General features: G+C 65.5%; 20 protein-coding genes. 14 read left to right on the top strand and 6 right to left on the bottom strand.

Features of this window, described 5'->3' with window-relative positions; genetic code table 11:
• The 3 genes from AC1D1Y_RS02455 to AC1D1Y_RS02465 form a co-directional block, all read right to left on the bottom strand.
• Positions 1-722 (bottom strand): ABC transporter permease (locus tag AC1D1Y_RS02455; RefSeq protein WP_477680958.1); only part of this gene is annotated, 722 nt, incomplete at its 3' end.
• Between the two features lie 10 nt (positions 723-732).
• A complete protein-coding gene (locus tag AC1D1Y_RS02460) occupies positions 733-1833 on the bottom strand; it encodes an ABC transporter ATP-binding protein (protein WP_477680959.1) in 1101 nt (366 codons plus the stop codon).
• A 21-nt stretch (positions 1834-1854) separates the two neighbouring features.
• Entirely contained in the window at positions 1855-2931 is a 1077-nt protein-coding gene (locus AC1D1Y_RS02465; protein ID WP_477680960.1) for an extracellular solute-binding protein, read from the bottom strand.
• 209 nt (positions 2932-3140) lie between these two features.
• On the opposite strand from AC1D1Y_RS02465, the gene AC1D1Y_RS02470 reads away from it, so the two are divergent.
• The 9 genes from AC1D1Y_RS02470 (at position 3141) to AC1D1Y_RS02510 (ending at position 13111) form a co-directional block, all read left to right on the top strand.
• Complete coding sequence (locus tag AC1D1Y_RS02470; RefSeq protein WP_477680961.1) at positions 3141-3986, top strand: TatD family hydrolase; 846 nt, start codon at positions 3141-3143, stop codon at positions 3984-3986.
• Complete coding sequence (locus AC1D1Y_RS02475) at positions 3983-4492, top strand: DNA-deoxyinosine glycosylase (protein WP_477652627.1); 510 nt, start codon at positions 3983-3985, stop codon at positions 4490-4492. The genes AC1D1Y_RS02470 and AC1D1Y_RS02475 overlap by 4 nt, the downstream gene beginning before the upstream one ends.
• Positions 4492-5289: a class I SAM-dependent methyltransferase gene (locus tag AC1D1Y_RS02480; RefSeq protein ID WP_477680962.1), complete on the top strand. Its 798-nt coding sequence runs from the start codon at positions 4492-4494 to the stop codon at positions 5287-5289. Before AC1D1Y_RS02475 ends, AC1D1Y_RS02480 begins: the two co-directional genes overlap by 1 nt.
• Positions 5290-5344: 55 nt before the next feature.
• Positions 5345-7144, top strand: a complete 1800-nt coding sequence (tfpB, locus tag AC1D1Y_RS02485; protein WP_477680963.1) for a type IV pilus assembly ATPase TfpB — start codon at positions 5345-5347, stop codon at positions 7142-7144.
• Between the two features lie 221 nt (positions 7145-7365).
• Entirely contained in the window at positions 7366-7851 is a 486-nt protein-coding gene (locus AC1D1Y_RS02490; protein WP_477680964.1) for a tripartite tricarboxylate transporter TctB family protein, read from the top strand.
• 13 nt (positions 7852-7864) lie between these two features.
• On the top strand, positions 7865-9376 hold the full coding sequence (locus AC1D1Y_RS02495; RefSeq protein ID WP_477680965.1) for a tripartite tricarboxylate transporter permease: 1512 nt from the start codon (positions 7865-7867) through the stop codon (positions 9374-9376).
• Positions 9377-9489: 113 nt separating this feature from the next.
• Positions 9490-10470: a Bug family tripartite tricarboxylate transporter substrate binding protein gene (locus tag AC1D1Y_RS02500; protein ID WP_477680966.1), complete on the top strand. Its 981-nt coding sequence runs from the start codon at positions 9490-9492 to the stop codon at positions 10468-10470.
• A gap of 102 nt (positions 10471-10572) precedes the next feature.
• A complete protein-coding gene (locus AC1D1Y_RS02505; RefSeq protein ID WP_477680967.1) occupies positions 10573-12183 on the top strand; it encodes a gamma-glutamyltransferase family protein in 1611 nt (536 codons plus the stop codon).
• Between the two features lie 10 nt (positions 12184-12193).
• A complete protein-coding gene (locus tag AC1D1Y_RS02510) occupies positions 12194-13111 on the top strand; it encodes a DMT family transporter (RefSeq protein ID WP_477680968.1) in 918 nt (305 codons plus the stop codon).
• A 19-nt stretch (positions 13112-13130) separates the two neighbouring features.
• Here the strand turns inward: AC1D1Y_RS02510 and AC1D1Y_RS02515 are convergent, their stop codons facing one another.
• The 3 genes from AC1D1Y_RS02515 to AC1D1Y_RS02525 are packed head-to-tail and all read right to left on the bottom strand — an operon-like array spanning position 13131 to position 16279.
• On the bottom strand, positions 13131-14591 hold the full coding sequence (locus tag AC1D1Y_RS02515) for a tetratricopeptide repeat protein (RefSeq protein WP_477680969.1): 1461 nt from the start codon (positions 14589-14591) through the stop codon (positions 13131-13133).
• 43 nt (positions 14592-14634) lie between these two features.
• On the bottom strand, positions 14635-15681 hold the full coding sequence (locus tag AC1D1Y_RS02520) for a M48 family metalloprotease (protein WP_477680970.1): 1047 nt from the start codon (positions 15679-15681) through the stop codon (positions 14635-14637).
• A 31-nt stretch (positions 15682-15712) separates the two neighbouring features.
• On the bottom strand, positions 15713-16279 hold the full coding sequence (locus AC1D1Y_RS02525) for an SH3 domain-containing protein (RefSeq protein ID WP_477680971.1): 567 nt from the start codon (positions 16277-16279) through the stop codon (positions 15713-15715).
• A gap of 70 nt (positions 16280-16349) precedes the next feature.
• Between AC1D1Y_RS02525 and AC1D1Y_RS02530 the strand changes: the two genes are divergently transcribed.
• The 5 genes from AC1D1Y_RS02530 to AC1D1Y_RS02550 all read left to right on the top strand — a co-directional run bounded on the left by AC1D1Y_RS02530 (position 16350) and on the right by AC1D1Y_RS02550 (position 20902).
• Positions 16350-17144: an SDR family oxidoreductase gene (locus tag AC1D1Y_RS02530; RefSeq protein ID WP_477680972.1), complete on the top strand. Its 795-nt coding sequence runs from the start codon at positions 16350-16352 to the stop codon at positions 17142-17144.
• Positions 17145-17161: 17 nt separating this feature from the next.
• On the top strand, positions 17162-17536 hold the full coding sequence (locus tag AC1D1Y_RS02535) for a hypothetical protein (protein WP_477680973.1): 375 nt from the start codon (positions 17162-17164) through the stop codon (positions 17534-17536).
• A 37-nt stretch (positions 17537-17573) separates the two neighbouring features.
• Entirely contained in the window at positions 17574-18617 is a 1044-nt protein-coding gene (locus AC1D1Y_RS02540) for a LacI family DNA-binding transcriptional regulator (protein WP_477652640.1), read from the top strand.
• A 134-nt stretch (positions 18618-18751) separates the two neighbouring features.
• On the top strand, positions 18752-19867 hold the full coding sequence (locus AC1D1Y_RS02545; protein WP_477680974.1) for an SMP-30/gluconolactonase/LRE family protein: 1116 nt from the start codon (positions 18752-18754) through the stop codon (positions 19865-19867).
• A gap of 18 nt (positions 19868-19885) precedes the next feature.
• Positions 19886-20902 carry a Bug family tripartite tricarboxylate transporter substrate binding protein gene (locus AC1D1Y_RS02550; protein ID WP_477680975.1) on the top strand — a complete coding sequence of 339 codons (1017 nt, stop codon included), beginning with the start codon at positions 19886-19888 and terminating at the stop codon, positions 20900-20902.
• Positions 20903-20904 lie beyond the last annotated feature (2 nt).

Here is a 20904-nt window from a genome sequence, read left to right on the forward strand (position 1 = left end):
GGCGTGAGGTAGTTGCCCAGGGTCAGCATGAAGACCACGATGCAGCCGGCCAGGATGCCGGGCGCGGCATGCGGGATGAYGATCTGGCGCAGTATGGACGGGCCGTTGCCGCCCAGGTCGTAGGCGGCTTCAATGAGCGTGTCGTCCAGGCTTTCGAGCGCGCTGATCAGCGGCACGACCATGAAGAGCATGGAGGTGTAGACCAGACCGACCAGGATGGTGGCGTCGCGGTAGAGCAGCTCGACGGGCGCGCCGGTGATGCCCAGCTGCACCAGCACGGCGGGCAGCACGCCGGATTCGCGCAGCAAAATCATCCAGCCCAGGGTGCGCACGGTTTCGCTGACCCAGAAGGGGATCAGGCACATCACCAGCAGCAGCGACTTGGCGCGGCCGCGCACCAGCTTGGCGATGGTCCACGCAATCGGGAAGGCCAGCAGCAGCGTGATGCCGGTGGCCAGGATGGACATCAGCGCCGTGCGCACAAAGGTGTGCCAGTACAGCGGTTCCTCGACAAAGGTGCGGTACTGCGCAAAGCTGGGCGCGTACTGGCGCGGTGCGACGCGCTCACGCAGCGACAGCACGGCGAGGTCTATGTGCGGCAGCACGATCAGGCCGATTAGCCAGACCAGGGCCGGCGCCAGCAGCAGCAACAGGATCAGCCTGGCCTGCGAGGGGCCCGAACCCGAACCACCGGTGGAGGGCAGGACGGCCGCGGCTTGCATGGCTGCGGCCTCAGGTATTGCCGAAGCAGACAGCCTGCTCGGGGTCGAAGCTGAAGGCGACTGTCTCGCCGATGCGCAGGTCGGCGAAGCGCCCGGTCTGCGGCAGCGCGATGCGGAACTCGGTGCGGCTGGCGGTCTCGCGCAGCAGCACGGCGGAGTTGGCGCCGTCGAACAACAGGCTTTCGACCTGGCCGGCGTAGACCGTGTGGTTGGCCGGCAGCTCGGTCGCGTCGCGCGCCAGGTTGATGGCCTCGGGCCGCACAAAGGCCTGCACCGCCTGCTCGGGCTGCAGCCGGCCGGCGGCGCGGGCACGCAGGGCCAGGCCGTCGCCGGTGGTGAGCTTGACCACGCTGCCGGCCTCCGCGCCGGCGGCGCCGGTGCTGGCGGCCAGCTTGTTGTTGGCGCCCACAAAGCCGGCGACGAACGGGGTTTGCGGCTGGTAATACAGCTGCTGCGGCGTGCCGACCTGCTCGAAGCTGCCGGCGTTCATCACCGCGACGTGGTCGGACAGCACCAGGGCCTCGGACTGGTCGTGCGTGATGTAAACAAAGGTGGTGCCGAAGGCGGCCTGCAGCTGCTTGAGCTCGACCTTCATGTGCTCGCGCAGCTTGAGGTCGAGCGCGCCCAGCGGCTCGTCGAGCAGCAGCAGCGTGGGCTCGAGCACCAGGCTGCGCGCGATGGCCACGCGCTGGCGCTGCCCGCCCGAGAGCTGGTCGACGCGCTTGTCCTGCATGCCGGGCAGGCTCACGCGCTCCAGCATGGCGCCGACCTTGGTAGCGATGTCGGTGCGCGAGAGGCCGCGCCGCGCCAGGCCGTAGCCGACGTTTTCGCCGACGGACATCATGGGAAACAGCGCCAGGTGCTGGAACACCATGTTGACGGGCCGCTGGTTGGGCGGCACGCCGTTCATGGGCTTGCCGCCGATGTGGATCTGGCCCGCGTCGGGCGACAGAAAGCCGGCGATCATGCGCAGCAGCGTGGTCTTGCCGCAGCCCGAGGGGCCGAGGATGGAGAAGAAGCTGCCGCGCTCCACCGTGAAGGACAAATCCTTCACGGCGGGCTGGCCGGCGTAGGTTTYACCGACGTGCTCGGCTTGCAGGTCTGCGTGCACCGTGGGCGCGGAGGTGGCGGTTTACTGCGCTGCCTTGATGCGGTCGAGCACGCGGCCTTCGATGTCCTCGATGCCGGCGGGCACTGCGGGATACCACTTGACGTTTTTCAGCGCGGCTTCAGGGAAGCTGGCGGCGAACTGGGCCTTGAGCTTGGGGTCGGCCAGCTGGTCGGCGCCCTTGGAGGCGGTGAAGTTGCCGGCCGAGCCCGCGACCTTGGCGGCGATTTCAGGGCGCATGTTGAAGTTGATCCAGGCATAGGCGGCGGCATCGTTGCGGCCTTTGGCGGGGATGGCGAAGGTGTCTATCCAGCCGAGGGCGCCGGACTTGGGCGCGATGAACTGGATTTCGGGTTTCTCGCCATTGAGCTTCCAGCCGCCGGTGTCCCACATCATGGCGCCCACGACTTCGCCGGCGCGCATGCCGTTGAGCAACTGGTCCTTGTTGTCCCAGTAGAACTTGATGTTGCCCTTGCAGGCAATCATGGTCTTGCCGACTTCGTCCATCAGCGCGCCGTAGGCTTTCGGGTCCTTGTACAGCGCGAAGGGGTCCTTGCCGGAAGCGAAGGCGAAGGCCAGCAGGGTGGGGCGCTTCAGGCGCACGGCGGTCTTGCCCTTGAACTCGGCCTTGCAGAGGTCGGGGTAGTCGGCCATCTTGGCCAGCTTGGTGTTGACGACCAGGCCGTCGGTGCCCCAGATGTGCGGCAGGCCGTAGACCTTGCCGTCCAGCGTGGTGTTCTTTTTGGTGGCATCCAGCATGGAGGGGATGAAGAGATCGGACTTGATCTTGCTGAGGTCCATGGGCTTGTAGATGCCGAACTCCTGCTGCGGGCCGGTGATGCGGTCCTGCGAGGGCTGGGCCAGGTCGAAGCCGGCGCCGCCGGTGGCGCGCAGCTTGGAGATCATTTCCTCGTTGTTCGAGAGCGTCAGCTCGACGTCGATGCCGGTTTCCTTCTTGAACTGCGCCACCACGTCGGCAGGCACATAGTCGGCCCAGGTGATCAGCCGCAACTTCTGGTCTTGCGCCCAGGCGGTGCCGGCGAGGCTGGAGGCAACAAGGCCGGCGCCGAGAATCTGGCTCATCAGGCGGGATAATTTCATTTGGCTTTCCTTTGTTATGTCGAGTTGGACGGGTTGACGTAGGGAGATCAGCTGAAAAGAAACCGGGGCGAAAACCGGAACCCATGAAGGGGTGTTCCGCCTGAAAAAAGCATAGGGTGTCCCGATTTCATTTCTGTGTCAACATCTTTGGCGACTAGTCCGACGTTGTTGTTTTTTCTTCCACCATCTACTTATCCTCTACGTAGCGCATGACTTTCTGGATAGACACCCATTGCCACCTGGACGCCGGGGAACTGGCCGCCGACGTTGCCGAGGTGCGCGCGCGGGCCGCCGCAAACGGCGTGGCGCACTGCGTGCTGCCGGCGGTGGGTGTGTTCAACTTCGAGGCGGTGCGGCTGCTGGCGCACCGCTTCTCGGACAGCTATGCATTGGGCATACACCCGCTGTGCGTACCGCAGGCGCGTGATGAGGACCTGCAGGCGCTGGACGCGGAACTCGCGCTCAGGCGTGAGGACCCGCGGCTGGTGGCGGTCGGTGAAATCGGCCTGGACTACTTCGTGCCGGCGCTCACGCAAAGCCCCCAGCGCGAGCGCCAGGAGCACTTTTACCGTGAGCAGCTCAAGCTGGCGCGCAAGCACGGCCTGCCGGTGATCCTGCATGTGCGGCGCTCGGCCGACAAGCTGCTCAAGCACCTGCGCGATCTGGCGCCCGAAGGCGGCTGGCACGGCATAGGCCATGCGTTCAACGGCAGCGCGCAGCAGGCGGAGGAGTTCCTCAAGCTGGGTTTCAAGCTAGGTTTCGGCGGCGCCGTGACCTTCGAGCCGGCACTGCAGCTCAGGCGCCTGGCGAGCGAGCTGCCGCTGGAGGCGCTGGTGATGGAAACCGATTCGCCCGACATCCCGCCGCACTGGATCTATACGACGGCGGCCGAGCGCGAGGCCGGCAAGCCGCAAGGCCGCAACGAGCCGGGCGAGCTGCCGCGCATCGCGCAGCAGGTGGCGGAACTGCGCGGCATCAGCGTGGACGCGCTGGCGGCCGCGACCACGGCCAATGCGCGGCACGCCCTGCCCAAGCTTGGGGCGCTGCTCGCATGAAGGCGGTGCCTCTGGAAGGCCTGGCGCCGCTGGTCTCCAGCAATACGCGCCTGCTCATCCTGGGCAGCTTTCCGGGTGCGGCCTCGCTGGCGGCGCAGCAGTACTACGGCCACCCGCAAAACCATTTCTGGAAAATCCTCAAGGCGCTCTGGCCGCCCGGCCCTTCGGATGCGGGGCCCGATGGCTATAAGGTCCGCCGCGAATGGCTGCTGTCCAAAGGCCTGGGCTTGTGGGACGTGTACGCGGCCTGCGAGCGCGAGGGCAGCCTGGACAGCGCGATCCGCAACGCGGAAGTGAACGACCTGGCGAGCCTGCGCCGGCTGTGCCCGGCGCTGGAAGCGATCGCCCACAACGGCGGCGAAAGCTTCAAGCATTCAAAGCACACACTGGCGCTGGGCTTGCCGGTCTACAAGTTACCCTCGACCAGCCCGGCGAACGCCTCCTGGAGTTTTGAGCGCAAACTCGCGGCCTGGCGGGAAGTATTTGAAAAACACGGACTGGTTTGATGCAAAGAAAAGATACGGCCAAAGAAATGGCCAAACAGGTGGCCAAAGTGAGCGCGGAACTGGAGTTACCCGAGGTCAATTTTTCGGACTACGGCGACGTGCGCTTTCTGCACCTGGGCACCGAATGGGTGCAGGGCTCCATGCTGCGCGACGCGCCCTACGACATCGAGCTCGAGTATGTGCAGCGCATGATGGCGGGCCTGCTGTTCATGGACGCCGCGGCCATGCCCAAAAAACACGCCATGCAGCTGGGCCTGGGCTCGGCCGCGCTGACCAAGTTCTGCTACAAAAAGCTGCGCATGAAGGTGACGGCCGTCGAGATCAACCCGCAGGTGGTGACGGCCTGCCGGGTCTGGTTCAAGCTGCCGCGCGACGACCTGCGGCTGCATGTGATCGAGGCCGATGCCGCCGCTGAAATCAAGAAGCCGGCCCATCATGGAACGGTGGACCTGCTGCACGTGGATCTTTACGACCACGAGGCGGCGGCGCCGGTGCTGGACAGCGCCGATTTCTACGCCGACTGCCGCGCGCTGCTGGCCGAGGACGGCGTGATGACGGTAAACCTCTTCGGCCGCGATTCCAGCTACCTGCAGTCGCTGACCAAGATCGCCGAAGCCTTCGGCCCCGAAGCGGTGTGGGCCTTCACGCCGACGCGCGAAGGCAACACCGTGGTGCTGGCGCAGCGCGAGCCCACGCGGCCCGAGCGCGCCGCGCTGCTGCTGCAGGCCGGCGTGATCGAGTCGCGCTGGGACCTGCCGGCCAAAAAGTGGCTGCGGCTGTTCAAACCGGTGGCCTGATGCTGATGCCGGGCAGGGTGGCGAAAGCCGCGGTGGATGGGGTACAGTGCCACCCATGAACGCAGTGACCCATACCAAGCCCCATCGGGAGCATGCGAAAAAGGGCCACGCCGGTCCCCTGGACTGGCGCATCCTGGTGGAGTGGCTGGGCGACGACGGCGTGATCAGCGCCGCCGAAGCGCAACGCACCATCGCGCGCTGCTCGCAAGTGCAGAGCGCGCAGCCGCCGCTGATGCGGCTGGCCAGCGTCGGCATGACACGGCTGGCCGACGGCAAGCCGCTGGACATCGAGACCATGTCGCAGTGGCTGGCGGGCCGGGCCGGCCTGGCCTACCTGCGCATAGACCCGCTCAAGGTGGACGTGGGCAAGGTGGCCGACACCATGTCGGCCATGTATGCCGAGCGCCACAAGGTGCTGCCGGTGCAGGTGACGCCCAGCGAGGTGGTGATCGCCACCTCCGAACCCTTCATCACCGACTGGGTGCAGGAAGTGGAGCGCCAGGCCAAGCGCAGCGTGCGCCTGGTGGTGGCCAGCCCGCAGGAGATCACCAAGTTCACGGCCGAGTTTTTCGCGCTGGCCAAATCGGTCAAGGCGGCGGTCAAATCGGGCAGCGCGTCGGGCTCGGCGAGTTTCGAGCAGCTGGTGGAGCTCAACAAGAGCAACAAGCAGCTGGACGCCAACGACCAGGGCGTGGTGCAGGTGGTGGACTGGCTCTGGCAGTACGCCTTCGACCAGCGCGCCAGCGACATCCACCTGGAGCCGCGCCGCGAGCAGGGCGTGATCCGTTTTCGCATCGACGGCGTGCTGCACCCGGTCTACCAGCTGCCCATGGGCGTGCACAACGCGATGACGGCGCGCATCAAGCTGCTGGGCCGCATGGACGTGGTGGAAAAGCGCCGCCCGCAGGACGGCCGCATCAAGACGCGCAACCCGCGCGGCGACGAGATCGAAATGCGCCTGTCGACGCTGCCCACGGCCTTCGGCGAAAAAATGGTGATGCGGATTTTCGACCCGGACACCACGGTGAAGAACCTCGACGCGCTGGGTTTTTCGCAGCACGACGCCGACCGCTGGGAAAGCCTGGTGAAGCGGCCGCACGGCATCATCCTGGTCACCGGGCCGACCGGCTCGGGCAAGACCACCACGCTGTATTCCACGCTCAAGCGCCTGGCGACCGAAGAGGTCAACGTCAGCACCATCGAGGACCCGATCGAGATGATCGAGGCCTCCTTCAACCAGACGCAAGTGCAGGCGCACCTGGATTTCGATTTCCCCGAAGGCCTGCGCGCGCTGATGCGGCAGGACCCGGACATCATCATGGTGGGCGAGATCCGCGACCTGCAGACCGCCGAGATGGCGGTGCAGGCGGCGCTCACCGGCCACCTGGTGTTCAGCACGCTGCACACCAACGACGCGCCGTCGGCGGTCTCGCGCATGATGGAGCTCGGCGTTCCTTCTTACCTGATCAACGCCACCATGCTGGGCGTGCTGGCCCAGCGGCTGGTGCGCACCCTGTGCCCCAGCTGCCGCGAACCCGACGAGAGCGCCGCGCGCGAAACCCTGGCCGAACTGGTCAAGCCCTGGCAGATCAGCGGCGGCTACCGGCCCTACAAACCGGTGGGCTGCGTAGACTGCCGCATGACGGGTTTCCGGGGCCGCATGGGCCTCTATGAATTGCTGACGGTCACCGAAGGCTTCAAGGAAAAGGTCTCCAAGGAGCCGAACATCGACGCGCTGCGCCGCCAGGCGGTCAGCGAAGGCATGCGCCCGCTTCGGCTGGCGGGCGCGCTGAAGGTGGCAGAGGGACTGACAACCATCGAAGAAATACTCGCATCCACCCCGCCTTTGTCTTGAGAGCCTGTTCAGGGCCTCAATACGGTGCCTGTTCTGGCCGTAAACAGGTCCTGGACTGCGGGTTTTCACGGATTTTCAGCACTCTTTCAGGGCACCCTGCCTTCATGTAAGTGAGGGGTAAGTGAAAGATTGATGAAAGGTAAGTGAAAGCCACATGTCGGCCTTGGGGGATTGAATGCACAATCCACCGATTCTTTCTTTTATGTATTGAGGAGACAGCCGTGAATATCAAGAGTCAGAAAGACTTTTTCTCCGGCCTCATGTTCATGGGCGTCGGCGTGGCGTTCGCATGGGGGGCTACCACCTACAACGTGGGCGAAGGCGCCCGCATGGGCCCCGGCTATTTCCCGCTGATGCTGGGCGTGCTGATGGCCATCCTGGGCGCCGGCATCACCTTCAAGGCGCTGGTCGTGGAAACCGTGGGCGGCGACAAGATCGGCAAGTGGGCATGGAAGCCCCTGGCCTTCATCATCCTGGCCAACCTGATTTTCGGCGTCCTGCTGGGCGGCCTGCCCAGCATCAAGCTGCCCCCCATGGGCATGATCGTCGCCATCTACGCGCTCACCTTTATTTCCAGCATGGCCGAAGACGGCTGGAAGTTCAAAAACACCCTCATCCTTGCGACCGTGTTGGCCATCGGCAGTTATCTCGCCTTTGTCGTCCTGCTCAAGCTGCAGTTCCCGGTGTGGCCTTTCTTCATCGGCTAAGGAGATATAAAAAATGGATCTGATTGCAAATCTCTCGCTGGGTTTTGGCGTGGCCTTCACGCCCATCAACCTGGTGTATGCCTTTATCGGCTGCCTGCTGGGTACGCTGATCGGCGTGCTGCCCGGCATCGGCCCGGTCGCCACCATCGCCATGCTGCTGCCTGCCACCTATGCGCTGCCGCCCGTGTCGGCGCTGATCATGCTGGCCGGTATTTACTACGGCGCCCAGTACGGCGGCTCCACCACCGCCATCCTGGTGAACCTGCCGGGAGAATCCTCGTCGGTGGTCACCTGTATTGACGGCTACCAGATGGCGCGAAAAGGACGAGCGGGCCCGGCGCTGGCCGCGGCCGGCCTGGGCTCCTTCTTCGCCGGTTGCGTGGGTACGCTGATCCTGGCCGCTTTCGCGCCGCCGCTGACCGAACTGGCCTTCAAGTTCGGCCCCGCCGAATACTTCGCACTGATGGTGCTGGGCCTGATCGGCGCCGTGGTGCTGGCTTCGGGCTCGCTGCTCAAGGCCATCGCCATGATCGTGATGGGCCTGCTGCTGGGCCTGGTCGGCACCGACGTGAACTCGGGCGTCGCGCGCTTTTCCTTCGACATTCCCGAACTGACCGACGGCATCGGCTTTGTGACCATCGCCATGGGYGTGTTYGGCTACGGTGAAATCATCAGCAACCTGGCGCAGCCCGAGCACGAACGCGAAGTGTTCACGGCCAAGGTTTCGGGCCTGTTCCCGACCAAGGAAGATTTCAAGAACATGCTGCCCGCCGTGCTGCGCGGCACCTTCCTGGGCTCGGCGCTGGGCATTTTGCCGGGCGGCGGCGCCCTGCTGGCGGCCTTCGCGGCCTATGCGCTGGAAAAGAAGATCAAGATGAAGCCGGGCGAAGTGGCTTTCGGCCAGGGCAACATCCGCGGCGTGGCCGCGCCCGAGTCGGCCAACAATGCCGGCGCGCAGACCTCTTTCATCCCGCTGCTGACGCTGGGCATCCCGCCGAATGCCGTGATGGCCCTGATGGTGGGCGCCATGACGATCCACAACATCCAGCCCGGCCCGCAGGTCATGACCAGCAACCCCGARCTGTTCTGGGGCCTGATCGCCTCGATGTGGATCGGCAACGCGATGCTGATCATCCTGAACCTGCCGCTGATCGGCATGTGGATCAAGCTGCTGACCGTGCCCTATCGCTACCTGTTCCCGGCCATCGTGCTGTTCTGCGCGATCGGCGTGTATTCGACCAACAACAACACCTTCGATATCTGGATGGTCGGCATCTTCGGTGTGATTGGCTACCTGTTCGTCAAGCTGGGCTGCGAACCCGCGCCCTTGCTGCTGGGCTTCATCCTGGGCCCGATGATGGAAGAAAACCTGCGCCGAGCCCTGCTGCTGTCGCGCGGCGACTGGAGCGTGTTCGTCACGCGTCCGCTGTCGGCCGGCCTGCTGGGCGCCGCCCTGCTGCTGCTGATCATCGTGCTGCTGCCCTCGGTCAAGAACAAGCGCGAGGAAGCCTTCGTCGAGGAGTGATCGCGAACCCTTTCGGAGCTCCGGCTCCGTCCATGCAAAAGGCACCTTCGGGTGCCTTTTGTTTTGCCTGTTCGCAGCGTAATCGGCCTTCAAAACCGTTGCACAATCGCTGAATGAAACGTAAACATATCATTCAGCTCGCGGCGGCTTTTAGCTCGGTTCTGGCCACGGCGTTCAGCGGGCCCGCCATGGCCCAAGCCTATCCCTCCAAACCCATCCGCATGATCGTGCCTTTCCCGGCCGGTGGCGCGACCGACATCCTGGCGCGCGCGTTGTCGCAAAAGCTGGGCGAAAAAATCGGCCAGACGGTGGTGGTCGACAACCGGCCGGGCGCGGGCGGCACCATAGGCGCCGATGCGGCCTCCAAGTCGCCGGCCGACGGCTACACACTGTTGCTGGCGACCTCGAGCACGCACAGCATAGGCCCGGCCATCAACCCGAAAATCCCCTACAACGCCGACACCGACTTCACGCCCATCGCCTATGTGGCGAGTTCGCCCAACGTGGTGCTGGTGCCCAATTCCTCGCCGTCCAAAAACATGAAGGAGTTCATAGACCACGCGCGCAAGAACCCGGGACGCCTGAACTACGCCTCCAGCGGCAACGGCACCATCGTCCACCTGACGAGCGAGTATTTCAAGGCCCAGTCGGGCACCTTCATCCTGCACATTCCCTACCGCGGCACTGCGCTGGCCATGCCGGACCTGATCAGCGGCAAGGTCGACGTGCTGTTCGATTCTTTTGTCACCGGTATGCCGCATGTCCGGGACGGCAAGCTGCGGGCGCTGGCGGTCACCACGCTCAAGCGCACCTCGCTCGCGCCCGACATGCCGACGGTGTCGGAAACCCTGCCGGGCTTCGAGTCGGTCACCTGGTTCGGCGTGTACGGCCCCAAGGGCCTGCCGCAGGAGCTGGCGGCCAAGGTCAACCAGGCCGTCAACGCTGCGCTGGCCGAAGCCGACGTGAAGGACCGCTTCGCCCGGCTGGGCGCGGAGCCCACGGGCGGCAGCCCGGCGGCCTTCGCGGCCATGGTCAAGGCGGATACCGCCAAGTGGAAAAAAATCATCGCCGAGCGGAAAATCACGGCTGATTGATGCCTTTGCGCGCGCCAGGCCCGACCCCCGGCCGGTGCGTCTTCGCTTTCAGGCTGGCGGCGTGCGGCCGCTCTTTGTTTGCCCTCACCAGGTCATCCCATCATGAACTTCAATTACAGCAACCCCTACACCTCCACCCGCCTGCCGCTGTTCGCGCGCAACGTCGTGTCGACCTCGCACCCGCTGGGCGCGCAGGCCGGCCTGCGCATGCTGCTCAAGGGTGGCAACGCGGTGGACGCGGCCATCGCGGCCGCAGCCGCCATGACCATCGTCGAGCCCGTGAGCAACGGGCTGGGCAGCGACGCCTTCTGCCTGCTGTGGGACGGCAAGGAGCTGCACGGCCTCAACGCCTCGGGCCGCGCGCCGCAGAGCTGGACGCCGGATTACTTCAGCCGCAAGTGCGGCGCGGATGCATCCACGCCGCCCAAGCGCGGCATGGATTCGGTCACCGTGCCGGGCGCGGTCGCGAGCTGGACGGCGCTGAGTGAGCGTTTCGGCAAGCTGCCCTTTGCCGACCTCATGGAGCCGGCCATCGAGATCGCCGAACGCGGCTACCTGCTGCCGACTGTGGTGCAGCAGAAGTGGGCGGCCGCTACGGATGAGTTGAAGTCGCTGCCAGGCTTCGCGCAGTCCTTCCTGCCCTGGGGCCGGGCGCCGAATGTCGGTGAGCTGTTCCAGTTCAAGGCAGCCGCCAAGGCCTTGCGTGCCATCGCCGAAACCAAAGGCAGCGCTTACTACGGCGGCGCCATTGCAAGCGCGATTGAAAAGTTCTCCGCGCAGAACGGCGGCAGCATCACGGCCAAAGATTTTGCGAGCTACAAGCCGGAATGGGTCAAGCCCATAGGCAAGGACTACCGCGGCTACACCCTGCACGAGATCCCGCCCAACGGCCAGGGCATCGCCGCGCTGATCGCGCTGGGCATCCTGGACAAGTTCGACGTGGCGGGCCTGCCGGTGGACGGCGTGGATTCCCAGCATTTGCAGATCGAGGCCATGAAGCTGGCCTTTGCCGACACTTACAAATACGTGGCCGAGCCTTCGTCAATGGCGGTGACGGCCGAGCAAATGCTCGATGACGCCTACCTCGCATCCCGTGCCAAACTCATAGACATGAAAAAGGCACAGGACTTTGGCGCGGGCAACCCCGTCAAGGGCGGCACGATTTACCTCACGGCGGCCGACGAGAACGGCATGATGGTGAGCTTCATCCAGAGCAACTACATGGGCTTCGGCTCGGGCTGCGTGGAGCCGGAATTCGGCATCAGCCTGCAGAACCGCGGCCACGGCTTCAGCCTGCAGCCGGGCGCCAACCAGGTCGCGCCGGGCAAGCGCCCCTTCCACACCATCATCCCGGCTTTCCTGAGCAAGGACGGCCAGCCTGTGATGAGCTACGGCGTGATGGGCGCCAACATGCAGCCGCAGGGCCATATGCAGACCCTGGTGCGCATGCTGGACTACGGCCAGAACCCGCAGGCCGCCTGCGACGCGCCGCGCTGGCGCTACAACGCCGGCATGGAGATCAACGTCGAGGCCGCGATGGACGCGCGCACCGTGCAGGGCCTGGCCGAGCGCGGCCACCGCGTGGAAGTCATCAACGATTCCTACCAGGATTTCGGCGCGGGCCAGTTCATCTGGCGTGCCGGCAATCCCCAGGCCGAAGGCTACGTGGCGGCCAGCGATGCGCGGCGCGACGGCCAGGCCGTGGGTTTTTAAGCGGGCGATTTTGAGCTCTCCACCCGACGCTCCCACACCTGCGGCCGCCCCCAAAAGCCTCGCGCCCGGCCTGCTGCTGGCGACCTTCGGCGCCATCGCCTTCAGCGGCAAGGCCATCATCGTCAAGCTGGCCTACCGCTACGGCGTGGACGCGGTCACGCTGATCATGTACCGCATGCTGTTCGCGCTGCCGATCTTCGCGCTGATGGCCTGGTGGGCCAGCCGCGGCAAGGCGCCGCTGACGCGCAAGGACTGGCTGGGTGTGCTGTGGCTGGGCTTCACGGGTTATTACCTGGCGAGCTTCCTGGACTTCGCGGGGCTGGCCTTCATCAGCGCCTCGCTCGAACGCCTGATCCTGTACCTGAACCCGACGCTGGTGTTGCTGCTGGGCCTGGTGATGTACAAGCGCCGCGTCAAGGCGCCGCAAATCATCGGCATGGCCATCAGCTACTGCGGCGTGGTGCTGGTGTTCGGCCACGAGATCACGCTGCAAGGCTCGGACGCGGCCTGGGGCGCGCTGCTGGTGTTCCTGAGCGCGGTGAGCTACGCGCTCTACCTGGTCTACAGCGGCGAGATGGTCAGGCGCCTGGGCGCGCTGCGCCTGGTGGGGCTGGCGACGACGGTGGCCTGCCTGTGCTGCCTGCTGCAGTTCGTGTTGCTGCGGCCGCTGAGTGCGGCCGCCGTCGCGCCCGAGGTGATCTGGCTGTCGCTGCTCAATGCCACGCTGTGCACTGCGGTGCCGGTGCTGATGGTGATGATGGCCATCGAACGCATAGGCGCCGGCATGGCCGCGCAGACCGGCATGGTGGGGCCCATGTCCACCATCCTGATGGGCGTGCTGATCCTCGGTGAGCCGTTCACTGCCTGGGTAGCGGCTGGGACTGTGCTGGTCATCGCCGGCATCTTTGTCTTCACCAGAACTAGATAGCCGGGGATAGCCCGGGCCCTTACTGTGGCGTCGTGGAGTGCTCGTGCATCTGCATCTGGCTCAACGCTTGCCTGACCCTGTCCAGGGGAGCGCTCCAGTCATCGGCTTGTTCCTGCCTGAACAGTCGCGCGCCTGGATACCAGGGGCTGTCCTCGCGCTGGAGCAGCCAGCGCCAGTCCGGCGCATGGGGCAGCAGGATCCAGACCGGTTTGCCCAGGGCTCCGGCCAGGTGCGCGGTGCTGGTGTCGACGCTGATGACCAGGTCCAGCGTGGAGATGAGTGCGGCGGTGTCCGCGAAATCGGCCAGTTCCCGGCCCGGGAAGCTGACGCGGCCATCGGCCTCGAGTGCCGCCGCGTCGGTTTCGCGTAAATCGGGCTGAAGGCATACCGCTTTCATGCCGTCCGGCAGGGCGTGCAAAAAGTGGCCCATGGGAATGGAGCGTTGCTGGTCGCGCCTGTGCGCGGGATTGCCGGAGCAGACGAGGCCTATGCGCGGGGCCGGCATGGCGGGGGAGTCCATCCGCTTGCGCCAGTGTTCGACACGCGCGGGTGCGGCCCGCAGGTAGGGGCCGGGCGCTGTCATGATTTCGCGGGTGTGGAGACCGAGCGCCAGCGGAAGGCTCATCAAGGGGCAGTGGAGATCAAACGCCGGCAGCGGCTCGCCCTCTTCGACGATGAGCACGCCTGGGGCCAGGCCCGAGAGCAGGTCGCCAAGCCCGCGCTGCACCTGCATGACCACGCGCGCGCCCAGCGCGGCGACATCGGCCGCGTACCGGCAGAACTGCAGGGTGTCGCCGTAACCGTATTCGAAATGGAGCAGGACGGTTTTTCCGGCGACCGGTTCGGCCCCGAGCCACAGCGGCTGGGCAAAGTGGCGGTCGTAGGCGCCGTGGCTCACCCTGGAGCGCCACTCCCATTCCGTCCAGCCCCGTTCATAGTCACCCAGCAGCAGGCTGGCGAAACCCAGGCCCCAGTGCGCCGGGGCATTGTGGGGGTCTATTTCCAGGATGGCCTTGTAGCGCTCAACCGTTTTGTCGTACTGGCCTTCGTAGGACGCCTGTGTCATGAAGTCGAAGTCGGGCCGAAGGCGCAGGACCTCCCGAAGGTGGGAGGCCGCCAGGGCCATGTCGCCCTGGTCTTGCGCCAGGGTCGCCAGCATGAAATGAGCGTCGAACTGGGACGGGTCGAGAACCAGCGCCTGTTCGAGCGCAAGCTGCGCTTCGCGGAAGTCCTGCTGTTCGCAAAGGACGTAACCCAGGTTGACGAAGGCGGCAGCGTCATGCGGGTCCGCCAGGGTGGCGGCGCGATAGCGCAAGCCGGCCCCCTGCAGATCGCCCCTGGCCAGCAGTGCGTTGCCCTGTTTTTTCAGCTCGGCGGAACCGGCCGCGCCGACGGGAGGCGGCGGCTGTTGATCCGCAGCGCTCCGTTCTTCCGCCTTTTGTTGCTTACCCAGCTTACCCAGCCGGCTCCAGAATCCCATACCGCCCTTTGTCCTGCCCGTGAATCAGAGCCGGATTGTCGGCCTATTTTTTGGCGGGTGCTTTCCCTGCTGCCGGCGCCTGCGCCGTAGGCCGGCGGTTCGCGGCGCCCAGGCGCTGCGCCACGGTGACGGCAGGCTGCCCGGCATACGCGTCCAGGCGTGTGCCCATGGCTTGCTCGAGCTGGTTCAAGCGGGTTTGTGCGGGCGGGTGCGTGCTCAGCGACAGGGCGAACAGCGCGTCGTCGGGCGCGGCGGTGCGAAGCTGCTGCAGCACCCCCACCAGGCCGTAGGGGTCGAAGCCGGCACGCGTGGCCAGGGCCACGCCGGTGCGGTCGGCGTCGAATTCGTCCTGCTGGTCCAGGCCCTTGGTGTACATGTTGCGGCCCAGTGCCAGCAGTTGCGCGGACACCATGCCGCCCAGGTCGTTCTTGAGCTGCGAACCGATGACCTGGGTCAGCAGGCCGGCGCGCGCGCTCTTGTTCAGCGCGATCAAGTGGTGCTTGGCCGTGACGTGGGTGATTTCATGGGCCAGGATGCCGGCCAGCTCGCCCTCGTCGGCGACGCGGTCCATCAGTCCTTTGGTGACGAAGACATAACCGCCCGGCGTGGCGAAAGCATTGAAGCCGGGATCGTCGAGGATGGCGAAGGTCCAGGGCAGGTCGGGGCGCGAGGACTGCAGGCTGATCCAGCGGCCCAGCTGGTTGAGGTAGCGCTGCATGGCGACGTCGGGGTAAAGCGGCTTGCTGCCCAGCAGCACGGCGGCCAGTTGCTGGCCGATCTGGATTTCGCGCGGTTCGTCGATCTGGTCCAGTGACTGCGACAGCAGCTTGAACAGGTCGCCGCCCTGGGCCGCCTGCTGCCCGCCCGGCGTGAGGCTGGCGCCCAGCAGCGCGCCGGCCAGGCCGGCAGCCGAATTGGGTTGCGCCTGCGCCGGCTGCGCGGGCTGGTTGGGGCGAATCAGCGACTGGAACAGGCCGCCCAGTGCCTTGCCGGCATCCTGGGCGTGGGCGCCGAGCGGGAGCAGGCCGGCCAGCAGGGCCAGGGCACAGGCCGCATGGCGTGCGGGTTGGGGGAGGTGATGAAGGTTCATGGCGTGGCCTCTTGTTGTCTCTTGTGGCGGCTTAACGGCCGTACTGCTCTGCCGGTGCGCTGCCGGGCGCGGGGGCCGGCGGGGCGGGTGTGGGCAGGGCTTCGACCTGCCGGCTGTTCAGCGAGGCGCCGCCGGCGAACTGCCGGGCCTGCGCGGCGTTCGCGCGGTTGGCATCCGCCTGCGCCACGGCCGCCATATTCGGCTGTGCGTTGGCCAGGTCCTCGGCGCCCAGGCCGCGTATGCCGACGGTGGAGGTGGAGACGGTGCTCGAAGGCGCTTGCGCGCTGCCCTTGTTGAAAAAGCTCGAGAGGCTGCGCAGCGCGCCGCCGGCGGCGCCACCCGAAGGCGCACTGGCGGAGGTGATGTCGAACATGTGGACCCAGCCGCTGGTGCCGTCGGCCGTGCGCACCTTGATCCAGGCGCCCTGGCGCTCGCCCAGGCGCGTCACGGCGGTCTGCACGGGAAGCGGTGCGAGGCTGCGGGCCGCGTCGCCGGGCGCGTCGCGCAGTTGCGCCTCGCGCTTGATCAGTACGGCTTCCTGGGCCTGTGCCGCGGCGCTGAAAACCAGCAGTGATGTGAGCAGCGGAGCGATAACCATCCCCGCCTGTGTTTTGTATTTACTCAGTATCATGAGCCGATCTCCCCCGTGGTTGTAATGAGGAATTATTATGGATTTGGGTATTGCAGGCAAATGGGCGCTGGTCTGCGGCGCCAGCAAAGGTTTGGGCCTGGGTTGCGCCGAGGCGCTGGTGCGCGAAGGCGTCAATGTGCTGATCGTCGCGCGCGGCGAGGAAACGCTGAAGGCCGCGGCTGAAAAACTGAAGGCGGACAAGGGCAAACCCGCAGGCGCCGGCGTCCAGTACGTCGCCGCCGACATCACCACACCCGAAGGCCGCGCCGCGGTGTTCGCGCTGCGCAAGGACTTCGACATCGTGGTGACCAATGCCGGCGGCCCGCCGCCCGGCGACTTCCGCGACTGGGACCGCGACGCCTGGCTCAAGGCGGTGGACGCCAACATGCTGACCCCGATCGAACTCATCAAGGCCACGGTCGATGGCATGGCGGCGCGCGGCTTCGGGCGCATCGTCAACATCACCTCCAGTTCGGTCAAGTCGCCCATCGACATCCTGGGCCTGTCCAACGGCGCACGCAGCGGCCTGACCGGCTTCGTGGCCGGCGTGGCGCGCACCAAGCTCGCGGCGCAAGGCGTGACCATCAACAACCTGCTGCCGGGCGCTTTCGACACCGACCGCCTGCGCGGCACCATGAACGGCGCGGCGCAAAAAACCGGCCAGCCGCTGGAAGCCATCATGGACGCGCGCCGCAAGAACATCCCGGCCCAGCGCTTCGGCACGCCCGAAGAGTTCGGCGCCATCTGCGCCTTCCTGTGCAGCACGCATGCCGCCTACATGACGGGGCAGAACGTGCTGGCCGACGGCGGGGCCTATCCGGGCACTTACTGAGCATTGAGCGCGCGCCCTTGAGCCTGGACTACCTCCACTTCGATTACGCGGAAGGCAGCGACGGAACAGGCACGCTGGAGGCCATGGCTTCCACCTGGCCGGACCAAGTACCAGCCGTGCATGCCGAAGTGGTGCAGGTGCTGGCCTGGGCCCAGGCGGAATTTGCCGGGCGGCGCGGCCCGCTCGAGGACGGTTTTGACTGGGACTACGACCTGCACGGCATGCAGGAGCTGACGGCGCCCGAGGCCTTGCTTTATGACGAGGCGGCGCATCGCCTCAAGGTGGAAGCCGGCACGCCCGGCAAGCCGCGGCATACGCTCACCTTGTCCCTCAGCGGGACCGCGGAATTTTGCGATGCCTTCAGGCGGCACTTCGGCCTGGACCTGGATTGAACGCCGGCGACGCTCAAGTTAGCGTTAACATCCGGGCATGAAGTCACCCACAGAGATGCTGCGCAAGGCCAAGCGCGCCCCGCGCCCCGGAACCGGCGGCATCACCCTCAGCGACGTGGCCAGCCTGGCCGGCGTGTCGGCCATCACGGTGTCGCGCGCGCTCAACACGCCGGCGGCCGTTTCACCCGCAACCCTGGAGCGCGTGCGCAGCGCGATTTCGCGCAGCGGCTATGTGCCCAACCTGGTGGCCGGCGGCCTGGCTTCCAACCGTAGCAGGCTGGTGGCGGCGTTGGTGCCCACCATCGCCGGCCCGGTGTTCCTGGAAACCATACAGGCGCTGACCGACGCGCTGGCCGAGGCCGGCTGCCAGTTGATTCTGGGCCAGAGCGGCTACAGCGGCGCGCGCGAGGATGCGCTGATAGACGCCATCGTCGGCCGGCGGCCCGACGGCATCGTGCTGACCGGCATCATGCATTCGCCGGAAGGGCGCCGCCGCCTCCTGGCCTCGGGCATTCCCGTCGTCGAGACCTGGGACATCACGCCCACGCCCATCGACATGATCGTGGGTTTCTCCCACGAGAAAGTCGGTGCGGCGGTAGCGGACTACCTGTACGGCCAGGGCTTCCGTCGGCCAGGCGTGGTCATCGCGGAAGACCAGCGCGCCATGCGCCGCCGCGCCGGATTTGAGGCGCGGCTGGCCGAGCTGGACGTGCACGGCATCCCGGTCTGTACCGTGCCTGCGCCTTCATCGCTGGCCAACGGCAGAGCCGGTTTCGCCGACCTGCGTGCGCGCCATCCTGATATTGATGTGGTTTTTTGTGGTTCCGACGTCATTGCCCACGGCGTCATCACCGAGGCCCAGGCATTGGGCCTGTCTGTGCCGGGTGATGTGGCGGTCATGGGTTTTGGTGACCTTCCGTTTGCTGCTTTCACCCATCCCTCCCTGAGCACGGTGCGTATCGACGGCACCTCCATAGGTCGCCAGGCGGCCCGATTCATCCTCGACGTCGCTGAAAACCGCGACGTCGGCGCGCGGGTGCGAGACCTAGGGTTTCTCATAGTAAAAAGAGCCAGCGCCTGACTTGACGCAAGGCTGGCCTTTGCTCTAACATTAATTTGTTAGCGCTAACAAATTGGTTGAGGCCCCAGCGAATTGATTTCCTGTCAATGCAGGCCGTCGACCTCGCCGTCGGCAAATAAAAAAGGAGACAAACCATGCATCAGGACACTATGCGCGCGCGCCGCGGGTTTCTCAAAACCGCTGCCGGTGCCGGGGCGGCGATGGCCGCTTCCGCGTTCGCCCAGTCGTTTGATTTCAAGCCCTATCAGCGCTATCCGGACCCGGCTGTGCTGATCCTGGATCCATCATTCGCCAAATACCGCATCTACAGCAGCACACTGGAGCAGGTGGGCACCGGCATGCGTTGGGCGGAAGGCCCGGTCTATTTCCCCAATGAAGTCGCCGGAAGGCCGGGCTATCTGCTGGTCAGCGATATTCCGAACAACCGCTTGATGAAGTACGACGAGGCCACCAACGCCTTTACCGTGCACAAGGAAAACGTGAACTACGCCAACGGCAACACCCGGGACCGCCAGGGACGCCTGGTTACCTGTGAGCATTCGGTGACGCGCCGGGTAGTGCGGACCGAAAAAAATGGCCGCATGACCGTGCTGGCCGATAGTTTTGAAGGCAAGCGCCTCAACGCGCCCAATGACGTCGTCGTCAAGTCCGACGACAGCGTCTGGTTTACCGACCCGGTATTCGGCATCAACGGCGAGTGGGAAGGCTCACGCGCCAAGCCCGAGCAGGCCTCTACCAATGTCTTCCGTATGGGGGCGGACGGCAAGCTCCAGGCAGTCATCACCGACCTGGGCAACCCGAACGGGCTGGCGTTTTCGCCCGACGAAAAAAAGCTTTATGTCGTCGAATGGCGGGGCACGCCCAACCGCAGCATCTGGAGCTACGACGTTGCCGCCGACGGATCGTGCAGCAACAAGACCAAGCTGATCGACGCGGACGGCCCGGGATCGCTCGACGGTTTCCGCGTTGACCGGGACGGCAACCTCTGGTGCGGCTGGGGCTACAACGGGTCGTTCCAGCAGACGGCAACCGACGTGGGCGGCGGCATGAAAGCGCATCTGCAAAATGCCAAAACCGAAGACCTTGACGGTGTCAAAGTCTTCAATGCCGCTGGTAAACCCATCGGTTTCATACGCCTGCCCGAGCGCTGCGCCAACCTGGAATTTGGTGGCCCGAAGCGAAACCGCCTCTATATGGCCAGCAGCCACTCTCTCTATGCGCTTTATGTGGAATCGCACGGAGCCGTCTAACCCCGACAAGGAGCAGAAATGACCAAGAAAATATTTTCCGCCGTGCTTGCGTGCGTGGCTGCGGCCTCCGGCCTGCAGGCCCTTCCGGTTCAGGCCCAGACCGACTACCCGTCGAGGGCGATCAAGCTTATCGTTCCGTTTCCGGCGGGCGGCACCAGCGATGTGATGGGACGCATGATTGCGGAAGAGCTGACCAAAGCCCTGAAGCAGCCCGTGATCGTGGAGAACCTCGGCGGCGCGGGCGGGGTGATCGGCACGGAGAAGGGCGCCAAAGCGGTGCCCGACGGCTATACGCTGGTACAGACAGGTGTGGGCCAGAATGCGGTGGCGCACGGCCTCAACCCCAAGCTCGGCTACGACTCCCTCAAGGATTTCATCCACATCACGCAAGTCCACTCGGGACCCAACGTGCTGGTGGTCCATCCTTCCGTGCCCTTCAACACGTTCCAGGAACTCATCACTTACGGAAAAGCGAATCCTGGAAAACTGAGCTATGGCTATGTCCCCGCGGCCTCCGGCCACATGGCGATGGAGCTGCTCAAGCAAACCGCCGGCACCTGCTCGGGCGTGAAAAAAGAAAACTGCAAGCCCCTGTTCATGGTGGGCATTCCCTACCGGGGCGGCGGCCCCATGCTGACGGACCTTCTCGGCGGACAAATCCCCTTCATGTTCATCAACCAGGACGTGGCGCTGCCGCATATCAAGGCGGGCAAGCTCCGGGCCCTGGCTGTGACCAGTCTGGCGCGCAATCCCTTGTACCCGGATGTGCCCACCATTCACGAATCGGGTTACCCCGGTTTCTCGGCCTTGTCGTGGTCCGGCCTGTCCGTCCCCAAAGGCACGCCCAAGCCCATTGTGGAAAAAATAGAAGCCGCCGCCGTCAAGGCGATGCAGTCCCCCGCCATCCGCGCGCGGATGGAGGCCAACGGTTTTGTGGTGCCGGCCCAGGGCAGTACCGAATACACGCAGTTCGTGGCACGGGAGCTGGACCGCTGGACGCGGGTCATCAAGATCGCCGGAATCAAGGGCGAATAATG

Source organism: Polaromonas sp. P1_G1 (genome assembly GCF_056405595.1).

Excerpts from the sequence above, each read along its gene's own strand:
- AC1D1Y_RS02465 (WP_477680960.1), bottom strand. The coding sequence starts at position 2,931 with ATGAAATTATCCCGCCTGATGAGCCAGATTCTCGGCGCCGGCCTTGTT.
- AC1D1Y_RS02470 (WP_477680961.1), top strand. The coding sequence starts at position 3,141 with ATGACTTTCTGGATAGACACCCATTGCCACCTGGACGCCGGGGAACTG.
- AC1D1Y_RS02475 (WP_477652627.1), top strand. The coding sequence starts at position 3,983 with ATGAAGGCGGTGCCTCTGGAAGGCCTGGCGCCGCTGGTCTCCAGCAAT.
- AC1D1Y_RS02480 (WP_477680962.1), top strand. The coding sequence starts at position 4,492 with ATGCAAAGAAAAGATACGGCCAAAGAAATGGCCAAACAGGTGGCCAAA.
- tfpB (WP_477680963.1), top strand. The coding sequence starts at position 5,345 with ATGAACGCAGTGACCCATACCAAGCCCCATCGGGAGCATGCGAAAAAG.
- AC1D1Y_RS02500 (WP_477680966.1), top strand. The coding sequence starts at position 9,490 with ATGAAACGTAAACATATCATTCAGCTCGCGGCGGCTTTTAGCTCGGTT.
- AC1D1Y_RS02505 (WP_477680967.1), top strand. The coding sequence starts at position 10,573 with ATGAACTTCAATTACAGCAACCCCTACACCTCCACCCGCCTGCCGCTG.
- AC1D1Y_RS02515 (WP_477680969.1), bottom strand. The coding sequence starts at position 14,591 with ATGGGATTCTGGAGCCGGCTGGGTAAGCTGGGTAAGCAACAAAAGGCG.
- AC1D1Y_RS02520 (WP_477680970.1), bottom strand. The coding sequence starts at position 15,681 with ATGAACCTTCATCACCTCCCCCAACCCGCACGCCATGCGGCCTGTGCC.
- AC1D1Y_RS02525 (WP_477680971.1), bottom strand. The coding sequence starts at position 16,279 with ATGGTTATCGCTCCGCTGCTCACATCACTGCTGGTTTTCAGCGCCGCG.
- AC1D1Y_RS02530 (WP_477680972.1), top strand. The coding sequence starts at position 16,350 with ATGGATTTGGGTATTGCAGGCAAATGGGCGCTGGTCTGCGGCGCCAGC.
- AC1D1Y_RS02540 (WP_477652640.1), top strand. The coding sequence starts at position 17,574 with ATGAAGTCACCCACAGAGATGCTGCGCAAGGCCAAGCGCGCCCCGCGC.
- AC1D1Y_RS02545 (WP_477680974.1), top strand. The coding sequence starts at position 18,752 with ATGCATCAGGACACTATGCGCGCGCGCCGCGGGTTTCTCAAAACCGCT.
- AC1D1Y_RS02550 (WP_477680975.1), top strand. The coding sequence starts at position 19,886 with ATGACCAAGAAAATATTTTCCGCCGTGCTTGCGTGCGTGGCTGCGGCC.